Consider the following 19,951-nt stretch of genomic DNA (forward strand, 5'->3'; position numbering starts at 1 on the left):
GTATGAAACTAAGTTCGGTCTAAAAAGCCTCCTTAGAATGACAGTTGTCGATATCCGGGAAGGTAAAACCCTTACACATATGTATCATGGTGAACATTGGGATAATGTAGTAAAAACATTCAGAGGGTGCGCACAATCAGGGGCAGACTTTTTAGCCATTGAATCGATAGGTGGAAAACATTTGCACGATGAGGCTGTTATGAACTGCGATCTGCCAAAAGCTTTATTTTCTTTAGGAGTAGTTGGCTGTCGTGATATGAGCAAACTTTGGGATGAAATTGTAAAAATTGCTGACGAAAATAACTGCATTCCTTCAGGTGACACTGCCTGTGGCTTTGCAAATACTTCTATGGTAATGGCACACAAGAACTTTATACCAAAGGTTTTTGCTGCCATTGACAGGGTCATGTGTGCTGTCCGGACGTTAGTTGCCGTCGAACGGGGTGCTATTGGACCTGATAAAGATTGCGGATATGAGGGAGTTTATCTTAAAGCCATTACGGGAACCCCGATTTCTATGGAAGGAAGAACAGCAGTCTGTGCCCATTCCAGCTCAGTTGGAAACATTGCCGGCTGCGTAGCTGATTGTTGGAGTAATGAATCTGTGGAAAATGTAAGATTGCTGGGTGGGATGGCACCTACTGTCTTCACGGAGGAACTTATTTATGATTGTCGGCTCATGAATGTAGCCGCTTCTCGCGGATCTGCGATTGAGATGAGAGATATTCTTGCGGAATCAGATCGCATGTATGATCCTCAAGCCTATGTTTTAGACCCAAGAGTAGTTCTGAAATTGAGCAAAGAAATTGTCAAGGGGAAAACACATTTTGAGCGGACGAAAATCGCCGCAGCCGCTACAATTGAAGAATTACGAACAGGTTTCAAAGATGGTTTGTTACAACTAGATGCTAAAGAATTAAAATATCTAGACATTTTTGAGAAGCAACTTAAAACGATTCCAAATGACGAAGCAAAGTTTACGCAAGATATGATTAACAGTACGACTAAGGATAAATTCGATCCTGAAAAATACGATTTAAATATCTGATCATCCAAACATCTAAACATCTAAAAATTCATGTAACAGGAAATCTCTATGCTATATTCTCATTTCTCTCATTTCTCTCATTTGCGCTTTTGTCTATCTGGGCTTAATCTATTGAGCAGAGCCTAGACAGCAAGAGCGCTTTTCCTATAGTTTGAAATGACAAATAAATAAATAACGAAAAACGTTGTTTGATTTGTTATAATAGATTTAATATTGAATAAAACTCATTTGCATCAGTCGTGTTCCAGAGGCTTAACATTATTGCGTATTGGTTTAGTGTGTAGGTTGTTTCGGAGGTGGCAATGTGAATCAAGAAAATATTAGTCAAGAAAAGGAATCACAATGGCTTGAGAAACTTGTCGGACGGGATTTCCTAAATAAAATGCTATGTTCTTTTTCGAAGTCTACGGGATTAAAGGCAATACTCGTTGACAAGATGGGAAAAACACTTATTGCCACTGATCATGCTATAAAGGACTGCCGCTTTTGTGAAATGATAAAGGCGGATGACACCGGTAAAAAAAAATGTCAGCGCTCATACGCACGAGCATGTACGGATGCGGCTAAATATGGTGAACCTTATATTTTTAGATGTCATGCTGGCTTAATTATGTGGGCAGCACCAATTGCAATAGATAAACATGTAGGATCCATTATTTGCGGACAGGTACTTATGTGGGAGCCGGAAGATTACTTTCTGGAAGAAATTGAAGAAATGGTGAAAGGACTTAATGTTGATGTTGCGGCGGTTAAGTGGTCAGCTGCGCAATTAGAAGTTATGTCAGGTGATAAAGTTCAGGCTGCTGCCGATCTGTTATTTGTGGTTGCTAATCAAATTGTGCAAAGCGGCATGACCGTTTTAGAACAAAGAAGGCAAATAGATTCCCAACAGGCTCGACTTGCCGAAGAGATACAGGCTCGTAAACGTGCGGAAATAGCCATTAATACCATTGAGTCTCGAGCGAATAGTATAAATTCCTTGGATAAGGAACATGAACTACGGACGATGGTGCGCAACGGTGACAAGCTCGTAGCTCAACAATTTCTCAAAAATTTGTTAGTAGATATTATTGGAGAGAATTTGGAAGATATCGATACAGTCAAATCAAGAATAGTGGAGCTTGTGGTCATAATTTCGAGGGCCGCTGTGGATGGTGGCGCGGCATTAAACGTTATTCTTCAAGAGAACGCTCAATTTTATCAGGATTTGCATGCAATAACCTCCACAGACGAACTTTGTAGTTGGTCTGAGAATATGTTAGATACATTTATGAACCATGTTGCAGATAACAAAAATCAGAAAAATCTTCAAGCCATTCAGAAAGCGGCTGAGTATATTCGTAAGAATTACCGCAATAAGCTCACAATAGACGATATCGCTCAGGAAGTTTACCTCAGTTCATGTTATGTTAGCAGAATCTTTAAACAAGGACTAGGCTGTACTTTAATGGAATATCTCACTCAAATAAGGGTGGAAGAGGCCAAAACATTATTGAAAAATCCAAAATATAATGTCATGCAAGTTGCTGAAGATAGCGGGTTTGAAGATCCAGGCTACTTTACTAGGGTGTTTAAGAAGCTTGAAGGAATTACTCCTAGTCGATATAAACAAAATGCTTTGTAAACTTTGCAGTTGCCAAGGAGTGAACTCATTTGATAACTTCAGAATTAGAATTAATAACTAAAGCGTTATTAAAGGGGCAGGCTAACCGGGTGAAGAGTCTTACAACACTTGCAATTGAGAACGGTATTGATCCGCGGGTGATCTTTGAAAGGGCATTATTACCCGGTATGCAAGTCATTGGTGGACAATTTCGCGATAATATTATTTTTATTTCTGATGTCTTAATTGCATCGAGGGCTATGCATGCCGGATTGCATGTCTTGAAACCCCTCTTGTCGAATCCACAGCAAACTTCGGTCGGTAAAGTAGTGATTGGTACAGTTGCAGGGGATTTACATGACATTGGAAAGAACTTAATCGTGATGATGTTTCGCGGCGCCGGGTTAGAGGTCATCGATCTTGGGATTGATGTCCAACCTGAGGACTTTGCGGAAGCAATTATAGAACAAAAGCCAGATCTCCTTGCCATGTCTGCTATGCTTACGACCACTATGGGTATGATCTCTGAGACAATACGCGAACTCGAACGACGAAAGCTTCGTCATGAAGTAAAAATAATTATTGGTGGAAATCCGACGACTCAAGTTTTTGCGCAAGCTATTAACGCAGATGGGTACGCTGATGACGTATTTAAAGCGGTTGACTTGGCACTTAAACTTATAAATAAAGCTTAAGACTAATATATAATTGCTCTCCTTTTCTGTAAATATTTTACCAAAAACATAGTCTTCATATTACCATACTTTTTGAAGTATGGTATTTTTGAATTCTACCCAATCTCTAAGATGGCAGAGAATAGAGGAAAGTCGCGGTTATTTAAGTTAAGATAAACCCACATAAAACAAGAAAAACAGCAATGATAACTCTATCTCTCTTAAAAAGAGCGTTATGATACGTTAAAAGAGACCCATTGACGTTCCTCGGATCGCCAATGGGTCTTATTGTTTACTTTTTGCAAAAGAGAATTTCCATTTAGATTATGCTTCAAAGAAAATTAGTCGGAAAAGGTTGCAAGAGAGTTAAAGCATAAATAACATTTGAGCATAGGTCGGAAGCGGCCATAGTTCGGCATCAATAATTGTTTCCAGTTGATCTCCATCGAGACGAAGGGCTTGCATATCCTTGAAGACGACATCACGATAAAATACGCCTAGAGCATAAGCATTATCGGTCACGGTAATCGCTTTTTGAGTGTCTTTTTCAAGAGTGCTTAATTTTGCTTTAAAGGAAACTAGGAGTGTGCATAGTTCTTGGAGCAGGCCTTCTTGAACGGAGACATCGACTGCGCTAGAGGCAGTTTTGATGGCATTGATGGACTGGGCTAACTGGGTGGAATACTTGACAGCTGAGGGTATGATCTGATGTTTGGCCATGTCGATCATCGTTAAGGCCTCAATGTTAATCTGCTTGCTATACTGTTCTAAGTTAATTTCGTAGCGAGATTCCAGTTCGGTACGGTTCAACACTTTATGCTTTTCATACAATTCGACAGTGGATTCCCGAGTGAGAACAAGAGCGGCATCAACCGTTGAGGTTACATTTGGAAGTCCGCGTTTCGTTGCTTCTTCAACCCATTCCCCCGAGTATCCGTTGCCATCGAAGAGGATCCGCTTATGGTTTGTGGCGGTCTCCTTGAGTAGCTCTTTAAGGGCTTGATCAAAGTCTGTTGCTTGTTCCAGACGGTCGGCAAATTGCGAGAGGACTTCAGCAATAATTAAATTGAGCACTACGTTGGGACCTGAGATGGATTGGGAGGAAGCAACCATTCGAAATTCAAATTTATTTCCAGTAAAGGCGAAGGGAGATGTGCGATTGCGATCGGTTGAGTCTTTGCGGAAGGCGGGTAAAGTCTCTACTCCGCTGGCCATTTTTTCTCCTTGGAGAGAACGTTTGAGCCCTCCATTTTGAAGTTGGCCAAAAATATCCGTGAGTTGGTCGCCTAAGAAAATGGAAATAATGGCCGGAGGTGCTTCGTTCGCACCGAGACGGTGGTCATTGCCAGGGGTTGCTGCTGAAACTCGGAGTAACTCAGCATAATCATCGACAGCTTTTACTATAGAACATATTATTGTGAGAAACTGAAAGTTTTCGTGAGGGGTTGGGCCTGGGTCTAGTAGATTCTGCCCATCGTCTGTAGACATCGACCAATTGTTATGTTTGCCTGAACCGTTGACTCCTGCAAAAGGTTTTTCATGAAGCAAGCAAACCATGTCATGACGAAGGGCTACTTTTTTCATGCTGTCCATAACCAGTTGGTTGTGGTCAGTTGCGATGTTTGTAGTTCCGAATATGGGCGCAAGCTCAAACTGACCAGGAGCTACCTCATTATGCTGGGTCTTGGCCAGAACGCCCAATTTCCATAATTCCACATTCAAGTCATGCATAAAAGCAGCCACACGCGTTTTGAGACTTCCGAAATAATGATCTTCCATTTCCTGGCCTTTAGGGGCCATGGATCCAAATAAGGTTCGACCAGTGAGCATGAGGTCCATCCGTTGATCGAAAAATTTCTTGTCTACTAGGAAATACTCTTGTTCCGCACCAACAGTGCTCGTGACATGAGTGGCTGAGGTGTTGCCAAAGAGTCGTAACACGCGCAAGGCTTGTTTGGAGAGCGCCTGCATGGAGCGTAAAAGTGGGGTCTTTTTATCGAGGGCTTCTCCAGTATAAGAGCAGAAGGCTGTTGGAATGCAGAGAGTTAAGGAGCCAGCATCCTCTTTAAGAAAAGCAGGGGAGGTGCAGTCCCATGCAGTGTAGCCTCTTGCTTCAAATGTGGCACGAATTCCACCACTGGGGAAGGAGGATGCATCTGGTTCTCCTTGAATCAGCTCTTTACCGGAGAATTCCATAACCACACGCCCATCCGCAGTAGGGGAGATGAAGGAATCGTGTTTTTCAGCAGTGATTCCTGTCAACGGCTGGAACCAGTGTGTAAAATGTGTCGCGCCTTTTTCAATTGCCCAGTCTTTCATGGCATTGGCCACGATCTCTGCGACACCGGGGTCGAGAGAAAGTCCTTGCTCGATTGTTTTACGTAGGGATTTGTAGGTTGCTTTCGGTAAACGTTCTTTCATTATAGCGTCATTAAAGACATTTTCACCAAAGATATCCATTTTTTATAACCCCTTCCATGCCTGATTATTAATAGTTCATAAAAAAAACAAAAAGACTCCCCTTAAAGATTGTTTAAAAATCTTTAAGAAGCGCCATTGCTTCATTTAATATAGTCTTAAGTTATCACGTTATTAGTCACCTGACAAGAGGTATTTTATAGGTATACAGTATTAATCATAGAGAAGTAAGGAGAGATTACTCTCAATTATAATTTTAATATAAATATCAAAAAAAGGGTAGGAGATCAGGGGGCAAGGCGCGAATATTCTAATAATTAAAATAGGATGAATCATTCTGCTAGGGGGTTGAACATATGACTCGAAAAATAAGATTGGGTATTGTCGGCATGGGACAAGGGGGTTCGACAGTCTATAAAACTCTGCGCAGCGTTGAATATATTGAGATTAGCATGGTTTGCGATCGTTTAGAATGGACACCAGGGATGGAATTGGCGCGGTTGGATGGTGTGCCAACCTGCAAATCGTTAGAGGAATTTCTACAGGTACCCAATCTCGATGTGATTCTCGAAGCGACAGGTGTACCAGAAGTACAACAACAAATTGAACAGAACAAAGAAAAAACCAGTGCTGTGATTGAAGCCCAAGGGGCTAATCTAATGATGCATATTATTGAAGAAAAAGAAAAGCTGGCAGATATTAAACGCTTAAAAGGAGAACTCGACGCCATCCTGAACTCAGTCCAAGAAGCTATTGAAGTAGCGGGGATTGACGGATGTATTAAGTACGTTAACCCTTCGTTTAGTCGTGTTACCTCAATTCCTGAGGGTCAGCGAATTGGACAAAATATTTTCGAGGTTTCTCCGAATAGTGCGCTGGCACGGTCGTTAAGGACGCATGAAGCAGTGTTCGCCCACCGATCTGTAGTTGGAGGATCGAGTGCGGATGTCATCTCTAATGCATCTCCCATTGTGGTTGAAGGAAAAATGGAAGGTGCTGTAGTGGTTTTTCAACCACTGACGGACATCTACAGGCTGATGGAACAATTGAAAGCTTCAAATAAAGTGATTGATGATTTGCAAACCCGAATCAATCAAATCTCTACTAGTCACTACTCATTTGATGATCTGATTGGGAGCCATCCTGAATTTGAACGTGCCTTGGATTTGGCCCGCAAAGCGGCAAAGAGTGACTCGACCATTCTAATTACCGGAGAATCAGGTACCGGAAAGGAACTATTTGCCCATGCGATTCATGGCTCTAGTTTGCGTTGGGATAAGCCATTCATCAAGGTGAACTGTGCAGCAATTCCTGAGACGTTACTAGAAAGCGAATTTTTTGGACATGAAAAAGGGGCCTTCACGGGTGCTTTGAAAACGAAGCTTGGCAAGATGGAGTTGGCTAACGGTGGAACAATTTTCTTAGATGAGATTGGAGATATGAATCCATATTTACAAGCTAAACTTCTACGAGTTATTCAGGAAATGGAGTTCGAACGAGTTGGAGGGGCGCAAACTATCAAAGTGGATGTGCGCGTAATTTCAGCGACCAATCGAAACTTAATGGAGATGACAAGACGGGGGGATTTTAGAGAAGATTTATATTACCGACTTAATGTTTTGGAATTGCGCTTACCGTCACTGCGTAAACATAAAGAAGATATTCCTGCTTATCTGCATTCTCTCATTGTCAAGTTTAACCGAAAGTTCGGTAAACATGTCGTTGGATTAACAGCCCAAGCGGAAGAACTATTAATGCAATACGATTGGCCGGGTAATATCCGGGAACTTCAAAATGTCGTTGAACGCGCTATGGTGACGGTGGAGGAAGATATTATTACCCATAAACATATTCTAAATCTCGTGGATTCCCAGGCATCAATGCAGGAGAAACAGGTAATCGAAGTTATTATGCCCATTGAAGAAATGGAAAAGAAAATGATTCAATTTGCTTTAAAACGTTATGGAAATTCAATGGAGGGAAAGAAGCAAGCGGCAAATGCCTTAAAGATATCGCTGGCTACGCTCTATAATAAACTTAAGACTATGCCCTAGACGGATCGGAAGTTAGTTATAACAGTTGTATTCTAATTATTAGAATACAATCACGACTAAATTCTAGAATATATTATAGAAGGCGTGATCATATGGGTCAACTAGCTAGGGAAGTTACCTAAACTATTCCCATATTCTAAATAAATGATTTGTCTAAACAAGGAGTTCATGGGACGAACAGGCTTACTGATCTCTATTATCTGAAGATTCTTCTAATTGAAGGTCTTTTTGGCATGTAGATTGCTTATTATTTTTATATACGCCAATAAGAGGTTGAGAGGAGAGGATTGAGATTTATGAGTACAGCAACACAAACACCTTATCATTTTTTGATCCGAAGGGTTCATTCCTTGCTAGGATTATTGCCCATCGGAATTTTTTTAGCCTTTCACATGACTCTTAATTTAAGCGCACGTCTAGGTGCAGCACAGTATGACCAAATCATTAATACTATGCGCAGTTTCCCCGGGATTTTTATCGTTGAACTTGTTATCATTTTTATACCCATTGCCATTCATGCTATTTACGGAACATGGGTGGTTTATACAGGGCAGGGCAATGGTTGGCGCTATAAGTACGCTAGGAATTGGTTCTATATTATCCAACGGATTTCCGGCCTTTATACCGTGGTCTTCGTTATTATTCACGTCTATCTTCTGCGTCTAGGCGAAGCTAATTTCGCGGCACTCCAGCATTTTGTGAGTCAACCGTTGGGCTTGATTTTCTACTCGTTAGGGGTGTTGTTTGCGATTTTCCATTTTACAAACGGCTTATGGGCTTTTGCCATCACTTGGGGTTTCACGGTTGGACCGCATTCTCAGAAAATATGGATTTATATTCTCTCTGTTGTTTTCGTTATCATGTCTGCGATGGGATTATTTGCTTTAACAGCTTTTTTAAAGTAAGAAGGAATGGGGGGTCTGGGGATGAGTAATGTCATCGTAGTGGGAGGCGGCCTAGCCGGGTTGATGGCAACGATCAAGATGGCTGAGGCCGGAACACACGTCGATTTGTTTTCTTTAGTACCGGTCAAACGTTCACACTCCGTTTGTGCTCAGGGAGGGATTAACGGAGCTGTTAATACCAAAGGGGAAGGGGATTCCACTTGGCTGCACTTTGATGATTCCGTTTATGGGGGGGACTTTTTGGCCAATCAACCACCGGTAAAGGCAATGTGTGACGAAGCACCGGGAATTATTCACCTGATGGACAGGATGGGTGTGATGTTTAGTCGTACGTCGGAAGGTCTCCTTGATTTCCGCCGTTTTGGAGGGACAAAATTTCACCGGACGGCCTTTGCAGGGGCGACAACGGGTCAGCAACTACTCTATGCGCTCGATGAGCAGGTTCGGCGCTATGAGGTTGAAGGCCTAGTGCAAAAATACGAACAATGGGAACTGCTCTCGGCAGTGCTTGATGAGGGAGTTTGCCAGGGGATTGTCGCTCAAAATCTGCGAGATATGAGCATTAAGTCATTTGCCGCGGACGCCGTGATTATCGCTACCGGAGGACCCGGTGCGGTTTTTGGCAAAAGTACAAACTCCACGATATGTACGGGAAGTGCGGCCTCCGCATTATATCAACAAGGTGTAAAATACGCCAATGGTGAGTTTATTCAGATTCATCCCACCGCAATACCGGGTGATGACAAGCTCAGACTAATGTCGGAATCAGCCCGTGGAGAAGGTGGGCGTGTTTGGACATATAAAGATGGGAAACCTTGGTATTTCCTCGAGGAAATGTTTCCGGCTTACGGAAACCTAGTTCCACGGGATATCGCGACACGTGCTATCTATCAAGTTGTCTTTGACATGGGTCTTGGCCTTAACGGGGAAAACATGGTTTACCTCGATCTGTCGCACATTGATCCGCATGTACTGCAACTTAAGCTCGGGGGAATCTTGGAAATTTACGAAAAGTTCGTCGGCGATGACCCAAAGAAAGTTCCGATGCGTATTTTCCCAGCTGTTCACTATTCTATGGGTGGACTCTGGGTCGATTACGACCAGATGACAAATATTCCAGGGCTTTTTGCGGCTGGAGAATGTGAATACCAATATCATGGGGCAAATCGTCTCGGGGCGAATTCTTTACTTTCTGCAATCTACGGAGGAATGGTCGCTGGGCCGAAAGCGATGGATTACATTAAACGTAATAAAAGGCAAACCCCAAGTGGTAATGAGGCGGTCTTTATGAAAGAAAAGAAACGGCAAGAGGACCTTTGGGCGAAGATGCTGACTATGAACGGATCAGAAAACCCTTACCTTATTCACAAAGAACTTGGAGAAATCATGACCTTGAATGTGACCGTTGTACGCTACAATGATAAACTGGCAGAAACTGATAAGATGCTTCAGGAACTCATGAAACGCTGGCATAATATCGGAAGAAGAGACAACGTGGAATGGGGGACCCAAGAAGGAACGTTTATCCGTCATCTCTGGAACATGCTTGAGCTAGCAAGAGTGATTACCCAGGGAGCCTTAAGTCGTAATGAGAGCAGAGGAGCCCACTATAAACCGGAGTACCCAGAGCGTGATGATGAAAACTGGCTAAAAACAACGATTGCTACTTGGACACCCAGCGGACCTGAACTTAGTTATGAACCGGTTGACGTGTCGCTCATTCCACTACGGGCCCGTCGTTATGATATAGAGAAGTAGGAGGGGGTTTAAAGATGACTGAGCAAAACGTAATACGCCTAAAAATCCGTCGTCAAGAAGGTCCCAATAAACCCTTTCGTTGGGAAGAGTTTGAAATTCCTTATCGTGAGAAATCCAACGTCATTTCTTGTTTGATGGAGATTCAAAAGAATCCAGTAACAGTTGAAGGGAAGAAGACAACGCCGGTGGTTTGGGAATGCAACTGTCTGGAGGAGGTTTGTGGGGCCTGTACCATGAATATTAATGGACAGGGGAAGCAAGCTTGTTCTGCTCTCGTAGACCAACTATCCCAGCCAATTGTGCTCGAACCGCTGACGAAATTTCCGTTGGTTCGCGATCTGATGGTTGATCGACAAGTTATGTTCTACAATTTAAAAAAAGTTCATGCCTGGATTCCGATCGACGGGACCTATAATTTGGGACCCGGGCCGCGCATGGCGGAAGTTAAACGCCAGTGGGCCTATGAACTGTCTAAATGTATGACCTGTGGATGCTGCATGGAAGCTTGCCCGCAAGTGAATTCACGCTCAAAATTTATTGGACCGCCGGCCATATCTCAGGTCCGTCTCTTTAATGCTCATCCGACCGGGGAAATGAATAAACACGAACGATTGGCGGCTTTGCTTGACGAGGGTGGGATTGCCGACTGCGGGAACGCCCAAAACTGCGTTCGAGCTTGTCCAAAGGATATACCATTGACGTCGAGTTTAGCAGATTTAAACCGGGAAACCAACAAATTTGCTCTTGATCGTTGGCTCCGGAAATAAGAGAAAGTGAAAATATACAATATACAAATGATATTTGTATATTGTATACAGGATACTGTTGTAGATTTGTTAACTCCTATGTATACTTAATGAAAAGAAGTTAAAAGAATAATCTAAAAAGGAGAATTGAAATTTATGGGAACACTACGAGAAGATTCTTTAGCACTTCATCGCGACAATGTCGGAAAACTGGAAGTTCACGGCAAAGTTCAGGTGCGTAATAGCCGAGACTTGTCCTTGGCTTACTCTCCAGGAGTAGCAGAACCCTGTTTGGACATCCAGAAGGATCATGACTTAGCGTACGAGTATACTAATAAAGGTAACTTTGTGGCCATTGTTTCTAACGGGACCGCTGTTCTTGGTCTGGGAAACATCGGAGCGCTCGCTTCCATGCCCGTTATGGAAGGGAAGTCCGTGCTCTTCAAAACGTTTGCTGGAGTGGATGCTTTTCCGATCTGCCTGGATACGACCGATGTTGAACAAGTCATTCAGACGGTCAAGTTTCTCGAACCCACTTTTGGCGGAATCAACTTAGAAGATATTAGTGCACCTGCGTGCTTCGAGATTGAAGAACGCTTGAAAAAAGAAATGAACATTCCAGTGTTTCATGACGATCAACATGGAACAGCCATTGTCGTCATGGCTGGGATGATTAATGCTCTTAAGATTGTAGGAAAATCTATAGAGAGCATTCGTGTCATCACCAACGGCGCTGGGGCAGCTGGTGTGGCGATTATTAAATTACTTATGAGCATGGGTGTTAAAGACGTCATTATGTGTGATACTAAAGGAACGATCTACGCTGGGCGTCCAGTCGGTATGAACAAAACAAAAGATGAAATCGCCAAGGTCACCAATCCTCAGATGCTGGTGGGATCTCTTGCCGATGCTATGGCTGGAGCGGATGTCTTCATTGGTGTTTCTGTAGCCAATACTGTAACACCAGAGATGGTTAAGTCCATGGCCCAAGACCCGATTATCTTTGCTATGGCGAATCCTACTCCAGAGATCATGCCCGAACTCGCCAAAGAAGCCGGAGCAAAGGTTGTGGGAACCGGACGTTCGGATATGCCTAACCAAATCAATAACGTCTCTGCTTTTCCTGGGATTTTCAGAGGTTCTCTAGACGTTCGAGCCTCCCAAATTAATGAAGAAATGAAAGTCGCCGCAGCTTATGCAATTGCAAGTTTGGTTCGTGACGATGAGCGTACAGCGGACTATGTCATTCCGAAAGCGTTTGACCCTCGCGTGGCTCCGGCTGTTGCTGCTGCTGTTGCTCAAGCTGCTATGGACAGTGGGGTAGCTAGGATAAAGGCTGATCCAGAAGAGATCGCTAAGAAAGTATGGGCGATTCGTCCAGAATAGATTATCAGAAATTAGGCCTAATATAGGCGTCAGGGATTAGCCGAACATGCGCTAATCCCTTTTTGCTGTCTTTATTTCATTTTCCCTGTCTAGATGTATCTTCAAAGGCAGATTTCGCTTAAAAAATGTGACACAGTTCACAACTCTACCTGTCAGATTCAGTTATGATTAAATATATTATTAGCTGAGAATGGAACAATCAAGTGGAGGTGTCCGAAGTGGAAAGAAAGAACGTGAAGCTTTCACGTCGACAATTTCTTAAAGTGTCTGCAGCTGCCGGAGTTTTAGTGGGGACAACGGGTACGGCTTCTTTTATTAGTCAAGCGATGGCCGAGCCCAAACAGGTTGATCCGAAGATAAACTATGTGCGTACGACGTGTTCGCCGAACTGCACCGGGGCATGCGGGATGAAAGCTCTCGTAGAGGACGGCCAGATCAAGTCAATTATCCAAGCCGCAGATTATCCGGAACCGGAGTACAATCCCCGCGGTTGCCTGAAAGGGCTTTCCATGACAAACCTGATCTATGGCCCGGATCGCGTGAAGAAACCCCTCATCTTAAAAGGAAAGCCAGGCTCCGGCGATTTTAAAGAAGCTTCCTGGAATGAATCTTTGGATTACACAGCAGGACGATTAAAAGAAATTGCCGATAAATACGGCCCGGAATCCATCGGGGTACTTTTTCAGGTGGGCGGAACAGGATATGTTCAAAAAGGGGCAGTGAGCAGGTTAGCTACCTTAGCGGGCTGGACTATGCATCATGCCTATGATCAAAATGGAGATTTGCCGATGTTTTGGCCGATGACCTTTGGGGTTCAGAGCGAAGAGCTTGAGCCGAGGGAATGGACGAATTCTCGCTATGTCATGGTCTTTGGTTCCAATATCTTGGCAACTAGAATTCCAGATGCCCATTTTCTGCTCGAGGCTAGAAACCGCGGTGCGAAGATTATGGTTTTCGACCCTAACTTTAGCCCTACCGCGTCCAAAGCGGATGAATGGATTCCGATTAAAGCAAGCAGCGACGCAGCGGTTGGTTTAGGATTGGCGCGGGTCCTAATTGAAGAGAAGCTTTACGATGCCGACTTTATCAAAACCTTTACCGACCTACCGCTCCTCGTTCGCGTCGATAACGGCAAACGCTTAAAAGCGGATGAGGTCAAAGATCTTGTCAAACCTTCTGATGTTCCAACTTATCGAGAAGCCTATGTCGCCTATAATGGACGTTTTATCGGGGTGCACCCAGAAAAACTCGATCTTTCCTTAGATATCCTGATCGAGGGTGAGGTGGATGTGCCACTAAAAACGGGCGAAATCGTAAAAGCCAAACCTGCGTTTCAACTCCTGAAAGAAAGCCTTGCCTCATACACCCCGGAAGACGTTGAGAAACTAGCGGGCATACCCAAAGACGATCTGGTGCGTATAGCCCGCGAAATGGCGGGCATCAAACCGCTTCACGTGATCTATGGGGCTGGTAATTATCAATGGTATCACGGCGACCTGAAGGGACGAGCTTTAGCTTTACTTCCTGTTCTCACTGGAAATATCGGAAAAGCCGGTGCAGGAATTTCAACTTATGCAGGTCAGTACCGGATTCGTTTCAAAGTCGCAGAATGGTGGGTTCCGGAAGGCAAGAAGCAAAACTGGCTACCCTTTCTTTATGTCCTTCATGGTCCAACTAAAACCATGAAAGCCAAGTGGCCAAAAAATGGGATTAAAGCCCTCATTGTGGGTTGGGGAAATCCGTTTGACCAGCACAACATGGCCAATAAACTCCGTGAAATGGTGGAAAAAGAGGAGTTGGAATTTGTTGTGACCACTGATTTCCAAATGACAACAACCTGTCAGTATAGTCATGCCGTATTACCAGCCGTGTCTTGGTATGAAAAAACAGAACTCGTGGCCACCCCGGTTCATCCTTATCTTCAGTTGCAACAACCGGCTGTGAAACCGCTTTATGAGGGTAAACCGGAATTTTGGATTATTCGGGAACTTGCTAAACGGTTGAATCCCGATTTTGAGAAGTACTTTTACCCAGACCTTGAGTCAGATGAAGCAGCTCAGAAAGTCATCGAGCTCCTGCTCAAAACCGGAGGACCTGCAGTAGCCGGTATTACGCTGGAACAACTAAAAAAAGGCCCTGTACGTTTAAAATCCGAAGTTCCAGGGGGGCGACAAATTCCTTTCTATGAACAAGTCCAACATAAGCAGCCATTTCCGCCGGTCAGTCTACCTGCCAAAATCGAACAAACCGCTCAGTTTGTGAAAAGCGGACGGATAGAGTTTTACAAAGACGAAGATATCATGCTTCAAGTGGGTGAGGCTCTCCCAGTGCATAAACCTCCCTTTGAGGAAAGTGAGTATGTCTTAAATCCTCTAACCAAAGAAAAGTATAAATTTAGCTATGTCACTCGGAATGCCATTTACCGGGTACACTCCACACATTCTAACAACGTTTGGATGAACGAACTTCAAGAGGGGAAACCGAGAGTGTGGCTCAATCCCGAGGATGGTAAAGAAAAGGGGATCAAAGAAGGGGATGCCGTCGAAATTTTTAATGATCGCGGCAAACTTACGGTTTACGCAATTCTTGATCCGGGCGTGGGTCTAAAACAGGCAGTCTTTGAAGAAGGTTGGTGGAGCCGCTATTTAAAAGGAGCATCCTACAATGCCTTGACTTATCCCTTTATCAAACCGACACATGAACTTTACTTTGTCCCCGGAATGTGGTCCCCAAACACGGCCTGGAACGAATGCCTCTGTGATGTGAGAAAGGTGGATGATATTTTATGAGACTCGGGATGGTGATTGACCTTGATCGTTGCATCGGTTGCCGTTCTTGTGCGGTAGCCTGTAAATCCCATAATGCGCAGCCACCTGGAACATGGTGGAATAGGGTATTTACTCCAGGGAGTTCATTTCATCAAGCCTCCGTCGGTAAAGATGGAGAACTGCAAATGGATTTCCTGCCCGTGTCCTGTCAAATGTGCGATAATCCTCCTTGCCAAAAGGTTTGTCCTACCGGTGCCACTTATACCGATGAACGGGGCGTCGTATTGATAGACTACGAACGCTGTATCGGCTGTCGGTACTGTATTGCAGCCTGTCCTTACGGGGTTCGTCAATTTAACTGGGAAGACCCGAAAAAGGCTAAGGAGCGGGTTGGCTATGAGAAGGGGTATGAGTATGGATACCCTGTTGACTTCCGGGATAAGGATGGAAGGTTAGTTTTCACTCCTGATCGGCCAGTTGGTGTGGCAGAAAAATGTACATTCTGTGTGCAATACACCTCTAAAGGGGAGCAACCAGCTTGTGTTCGGGGTTGTCCGGGGAAGGTTCGAATTTTCGGAGACCTCGATGATCCATATTCTGAGGTTAGTAAACTTGTACGGAAACGGCCAACGTATCGTCTGAAAGAAGAACTGGGCACATCACCCAAAGTATTCTATCTGGCGCCAACGAAGCCGATACGCTAGGAGGTGGGTAGACGTGAAAAAAAGTAATGCCCTGTTGGGCCTGGCAGTTGCTTTAATCCTTATCAGTTTAGTCGCGTGGGGATACCAATTATACAACGGCTTAATCGTGACAGATATGCGAAATCCGTTTAGCTGGGGCTTATATATTGCGACCTTTGCCTTTTTTGTGGGGGTTGCAGCCGGAGGGTTGATCGTTTCTTCTTCAGTTTATCTCTTCAATATTGAAAAACTAAAGCCCTTTACCCGCATTGCTTCCCTCTCAGCTTTCGCCAGTATTTTAGGTGCCGGAGCCATGATTTTCCCAGATATGGGCCGGGTGGAGCGGGTCTGGAAGATCTTTGTTCATCCGAATTTCAGATCTCCGCTGGTTTGGGACGTTATCGTCATCACCGCTTACCTTATCATCACGTTCTTAAGCGTCTATGTCCAGCTTTTGCCGGATTGGAAAAAGGAAGGGCGCGGTTTCTTCAATGGGTGGACAAAAACACGCTCCCAGGAAAACGTAGATGCCTTATCTAAAAAATGGTCTAAACGCGTCGCACTCGTGGGATTACCAGTGGCCATCTTGATTCACACGGTGACGGCTTTGATCTTTGCAACCCAAGCTTCCCGAGGGTGGTGGAACACGGCGGCGTTGCCTCCGGACTTCGTTTCTGTTGCGGTCGCTTCCGGAACTGCCCTAGTTCTCGTGATTTCTCTATTCGCTGTGGGGAAAGAACAGTTTAAGCAGTCTTCTGAAGCGTTCCAAACAATGGCTCTGATTGTTGCCGGCGCCTTAGTTGTACACTTTTTCTTCGTTTCGGTCGATCTTATTGTTCATGGGTGGTGGGGGAAACCAGAAGCCACAGAAACCCTTTCTCTTGTTTTCGGCCGCTATGGATTCGTCTATGCGACAGAAATCCTACTCCCAGCCTTCACGATGATTTTCTTCTTCACAGAGAAGGGAAGAAGCAGTTACAAGGCACTGATGATCGGAAGTGTGCTCCTTTTTATCGGAGTGTTTGCCCACCGCTTGATGCTGATGTTCCCGGCCTTTAATGCGATACCGCTGACCTTAGCAGTTCCGGGGGCAGGGATAGAAAGCTGGGTCTACCCTGTAGCCTTGGGCCAGTTTCGAGAAGGCCTGTCAGTCTTTGTTAATTCATGGGCTTACACGCCGACGTTGGTGGAGTATGCCGTTGCTCTGTTACCATTCGGTCTGGTGCTCTTTGTTGTGACTTGGGCATTGAGAATGTATAATTTTCTCCCGCAAAAGAGCGTGAAGAATCAACACCCATCAAGCAAAATCAAGCCGCTCCCAGCATTTGTAGCTTCTGCGAAAGGCCAAAATTTGGATAACTCATAATCTCGTCTAATTAAAATTAGAAGCGCCCCATACTGTAAGTTACAGTATAGGGGCACTTTTTTGAACGTTAAAAAAAATCTATATCACATTATTTTGCACGATGTATTCTTCTTCGCTATAATGAATGGATACAAAGTGCATTTTTTTTGCCTAAGTAGCATGGTTTTTGGGAAGGGAGTTGGGCGTTTGGTAGCAACATTTGCTGTCGTGGATGATGATCGCGCATCGCAACGTATGCTTGCGGATATTTTGAATGCTAAAGGAGATGTTATTGCCGAGTTTTCTTCAGGACAGGAAGCGTTAAAATTTTTCGAGAGCGGTCGCCGAGTTGATGTTTGTTTTATTGACCTTTTAATGCCGGATATTTCGGGCATTGAGGTAGTCGAAAAGGCGCTCCCCCTTCATCCGACGACGTTGTTCGTTATGGTTTCCCAAGTTGAAGCCAAAACGCTGTTGGCTAACGCTTATGCTGTAGGAATTGAATTCTTTATCCATAAACCCATCAATCGCAATGAGATTATGGCAGTTACCGACCGGGTTTTGGAAAAACATCGCTTGAGATCAACCCTTGAACAAATTGAGAAATCCCTGGCGGAAGTCCGTTTTCCCGGGGTAGCTAGGACAGCGGAGACAAATGAACAAACGCTGAAAAAGAGGTTTCAACTGATCTTTGCAGACTTGGGCATTTTGGGGGAAACTGGAGTCAGGGAATTGCAGGCGATTATTTTACACTTCAAAGACAGGGAAGACGAGTTATCTAATCTTCCCCTGCGTTTGATTTATGATGCGATTGCGGCTACTGAAGAGGAAATTCAAAGTATAGAACAACGGATCCGCCGGATTATTAAGCAGGCTTTAGGTAACATTGCGTTGCGTGGTTTGGAAGATTTTTATGACGAGTACTTTGAACGCTATGCTTCAAAGTACTTTGATTTTTCGGAAGTTCGTGAACGGGTATTAGAGTTGAGGCAGAAGCGGACCAGCACAGCGCGAATTAACATTCGCAAGTTCCTCATTGCTCTATATACGGATGTCTTTCATATAAATTAACCTAACTGAATGGAAGTAAATAATTTGGGCAGAATGGATTTTTCTAAAGAAGTCCTATGGAAAGAAGTTTCTCTGCTTGTTTGTCATTTACTGTCGGATTCTGTAGTGCTTAAGATATATTGTTATCAGAAACTTTCGCAAATTATAAAGGAGGGGTTCTGATGGCAGGGCGCAGAAAAATCGGACTGGCCACAAAAATCATTATTGGCCTGACACTAGGGATTCTGTACGGGTATTTTTTTCGCCAATACTCTGGCTGGCTAAAACCACTTGGGGACATGTTCATTCGTTCCATTAAAATGATTGTGGTTCCCATTGTATTCTCCACGATCGTTATCGGTATCGCGGGTGTCGGCGACTTGAAAAAGGTCGGCAAACTGGGTGGAAAAACTCTAATTTATTTTGAAATTATCACGACAATTGCCATTTTGCTCGGTGTAACCGTTGCCAATCTAACGAAACCAGGTATAGGGGTTAATTTGAGCTCAATTCAAAAAGTGGACATTAGTGCCTATACGGGTACTGCGACCCACCATAGTACAACGGACTTATTCGTCAATCTCATTCCTACTAATATTGTCGATGCCTTGGCTCGCGCGGATTTGTTGCAGGTTATCTTCTTCGCAGTACTCTTTGGTGTTTCCTTAGCTGCAATCGGTGAAGTTGGGAAGCCAGTTCTCCACTTTTTCCAAGGGGTCGCGGAAACCATGTTTAAGCTAACGAACATTATTATGGCTGCTGCTCCTTATGGAGTCTTTGCTTTGATGGGCTTTACCGTCTCCCAATTCGGGTTGGCTGTCTTGCTTCCTTTAGGAAAACTAGTAGGGATCCTCTACTTGACAATGGCGTTTTTCATAGTTGTCGTGTTTGGCTCCGTTGCAAAGTTTGCGGGAATAAACCTGTTCACTATGCTTAGAAACCTAAGTGCAGAAATGTTGATCGCTTTTTCAACGGATAGTTCCGAGTCGGTATTTCCTCGGATTCTCAAAAAGATGGAACAATTTGGAGTGCCAAAATCAATTGTGTCTTTCGTTATTCCAACGGGGTACACGTTTAACCTAGATGGAAGTGCGCTTTATCAGGGACTTGCAGTTCCTTTTATTGCCCAAATGTATGGGATTCATTTGACTTTAGCCCATACTTTAACGATTATAGCTGTACTCATGATTACCTCTAAAGGAATGGCTGGCGTACCAGGAGTTTCCTTTGTCGTACTTGCCTCTACATTATCAACGACCGGATTACCAGTTGAAGGGTTGGCCCTGATTGCAGGCGTAGACAGGATTATGGATATGGGAAGAACGGTTGTCAACGTAATCGGTGTTTCGCTGGCCTCTGTTGTTATGGCAAAAATCGAAGGGGTGTTTGACAGTTCTAGGGCAACTTATCCGCTCCAACCTTTGCCAGAAGATCTTGAGGCAAATATTGAAGATCTTGATCACTTAGGTAAAGCTTCAACTATGACGGAGTCATTTGCAAAATGATCCCAAGC

The 19,951-nt window shown here is 44.1% G+C and carries 14 protein-coding genes; 13 read left to right on the forward strand and 1 reads right to left on the reverse strand.

Annotated features, from left to right (window positions below):
* The 3 genes from DSOL_RS16490 to DSOL_RS16500 all read left to right on the forward strand — a co-directional run.
* A partial coding sequence (locus DSOL_RS16490; protein ID WP_075365925.1) for a methyltransferase MtaB domain-containing protein occupies positions 1 to 1,048 on the forward strand: 1,048 nt, incomplete at its 5' end.
* Between the two features lie 304 nt (positions 1,049 to 1,352).
* Positions 1,353 to 2,672: a PocR ligand-binding domain-containing protein gene (locus DSOL_RS16495; RefSeq protein WP_075365926.1), complete on the forward strand. Its 1,320-nt coding sequence runs from the start codon at positions 1,353 to 1,355 to the stop codon at positions 2,670 to 2,672.
* A gap of 29 nt (positions 2,673 to 2,701) precedes the next feature.
* Complete coding sequence (locus tag DSOL_RS16500) at positions 2,702 to 3,346, forward strand: cobalamin B12-binding domain-containing protein (RefSeq protein WP_075365927.1); 645 nt, start codon at positions 2,702 to 2,704, stop codon at positions 3,344 to 3,346.
* Positions 3,347 to 3,691: 345 nt separating this feature from the next.
* Here DSOL_RS16500 and DSOL_RS16505 read toward each other — a convergent pair whose 3' ends face one another.
* Positions 3,692 to 5,785 (reverse strand): glutamine synthetase III family protein, encoded by a 2,094-nt coding sequence (locus DSOL_RS16505; RefSeq protein ID WP_075365928.1) that lies wholly within the window; start codon positions 5,783 to 5,785, stop codon positions 3,692 to 3,694.
* 314 nt (positions 5,786 to 6,099) lie between these two features.
* Here DSOL_RS16505 and DSOL_RS16510 point away from each other — a divergent pair, with 314 nt between their 5' ends.
* From DSOL_RS16510 to DSOL_RS16555, 10 genes are all read left to right on the forward strand, one after another.
* Complete coding sequence (locus DSOL_RS16510) at positions 6,100 to 7,797, forward strand: sigma 54-interacting transcriptional regulator (RefSeq protein WP_075365929.1); 1,698 nt, start codon at positions 6,100 to 6,102, stop codon at positions 7,795 to 7,797.
* 296 nt (positions 7,798 to 8,093) lie between these two features.
* The gene (locus DSOL_RS16515) at positions 8,094 to 8,702 is read left to right on the forward strand and encodes a succinate dehydrogenase/fumarate reductase transmembrane subunit (RefSeq protein ID WP_075365930.1); all 609 of its coding nucleotides are present in this window, start codon (positions 8,094 to 8,096) and stop codon (positions 8,700 to 8,702) included.
* 21 nt (positions 8,703 to 8,723) lie between these two features.
* The gene (sdhA, locus tag DSOL_RS16520) at positions 8,724 to 10,460 is read left to right on the forward strand and encodes a succinate dehydrogenase flavoprotein subunit (RefSeq protein ID WP_075365931.1); all 1,737 of its coding nucleotides are present in this window, start codon (positions 8,724 to 8,726) and stop codon (positions 10,458 to 10,460) included.
* 14 nt (positions 10,461 to 10,474) lie between these two features.
* Positions 10,475 to 11,227, forward strand: a complete 753-nt coding sequence (sdhB, locus tag DSOL_RS16525) for a succinate dehydrogenase iron-sulfur subunit (RefSeq protein WP_075365932.1) — start codon at positions 10,475 to 10,477, stop codon at positions 11,225 to 11,227.
* Between the two features lie 135 nt (positions 11,228 to 11,362).
* Complete coding sequence (gene ystJ / locus DSOL_RS16530; RefSeq protein ID WP_075365933.1) at positions 11,363 to 12,592, forward strand: NADP-dependent malic enzyme; 1,230 nt, start codon at positions 11,363 to 11,365, stop codon at positions 12,590 to 12,592.
* Positions 12,593 to 12,810: 218 nt separating this feature from the next.
* Complete coding sequence (locus DSOL_RS16535) at positions 12,811 to 15,381, forward strand: molybdopterin-dependent oxidoreductase (RefSeq protein WP_075365934.1); 2,571 nt, start codon at positions 12,811 to 12,813, stop codon at positions 15,379 to 15,381.
* Entirely contained in the window at positions 15,378 to 16,064 is a 687-nt protein-coding gene (locus DSOL_RS16540) for a 4Fe-4S dicluster domain-containing protein (protein WP_075365935.1), read from the forward strand. Before DSOL_RS16535 ends, DSOL_RS16540 begins: the two co-directional genes overlap by 4 nt.
* 13 nt (positions 16,065 to 16,077) lie before the next feature.
* Positions 16,078 to 17,409 carry an NrfD/PsrC family molybdoenzyme membrane anchor subunit gene (nrfD, locus tag DSOL_RS16545; protein ID WP_083642667.1) on the forward strand — a complete coding sequence of 444 codons (1,332 nt, stop codon included), beginning with the start codon at positions 16,078 to 16,080 and terminating at the stop codon, positions 17,407 to 17,409.
* A gap of 186 nt (positions 17,410 to 17,595) precedes the next feature.
* On the forward strand, positions 17,596 to 18,459 hold the full coding sequence (locus DSOL_RS16550; RefSeq protein WP_170871540.1) for a response regulator: 864 nt from the start codon (positions 17,596 to 17,598) through the stop codon (positions 18,457 to 18,459).
* 161 nt (positions 18,460 to 18,620) lie between these two features.
* Complete coding sequence (locus tag DSOL_RS16555) at positions 18,621 to 19,943, forward strand: dicarboxylate/amino acid:cation symporter (RefSeq protein WP_075365937.1); 1,323 nt, start codon at positions 18,621 to 18,623, stop codon at positions 19,941 to 19,943.
* The last annotated feature ends 8 nt before the right edge of the window (positions 19,944 to 19,951 follow it).

It is taken from the genome of Desulfosporosinus metallidurans (assembly GCF_001936615.1).
GTDB classification, from domain to species: domain Bacteria; phylum Bacillota; class Desulfitobacteriia; order Desulfitobacteriales; family Desulfitobacteriaceae; genus Desulfosporosinus; species Desulfosporosinus metallidurans.

Bases quoted from the DNA above. Each gene is read 5' to 3' on its own strand.
- DSOL_RS16505 (WP_075365928.1), bottom strand. From the start codon at position 5,785: ATGGATATCTTTGGTGAAAATGTCTTTAATGACGCTATAATGAAAGAA.
- DSOL_RS16510 (WP_075365929.1), top strand. From the start codon at position 6,100: ATGACTCGAAAAATAAGATTGGGTATTGTCGGCATGGGACAAGGGGGT.
- DSOL_RS16515 (WP_075365930.1), top strand. From the start codon at position 8,094: ATGAGTACAGCAACACAAACACCTTATCATTTTTTGATCCGAAGGGTT.
- sdhA (WP_075365931.1), top strand. From the start codon at position 8,724: ATGAGTAATGTCATCGTAGTGGGAGGCGGCCTAGCCGGGTTGATGGCA.
- sdhB (WP_075365932.1), top strand. From the start codon at position 10,475: ATGACTGAGCAAAACGTAATACGCCTAAAAATCCGTCGTCAAGAAGGT.
- ystJ (WP_075365933.1), top strand. From the start codon at position 11,363: ATGGGAACACTACGAGAAGATTCTTTAGCACTTCATCGCGACAATGTC.
- DSOL_RS16540 (WP_075365935.1), top strand. From the start codon at position 15,378: ATGAGACTCGGGATGGTGATTGACCTTGATCGTTGCATCGGTTGCCGT.
- DSOL_RS16555 (WP_075365937.1), top strand. From the start codon at position 18,621: ATGGCAGGGCGCAGAAAAATCGGACTGGCCACAAAAATCATTATTGGC.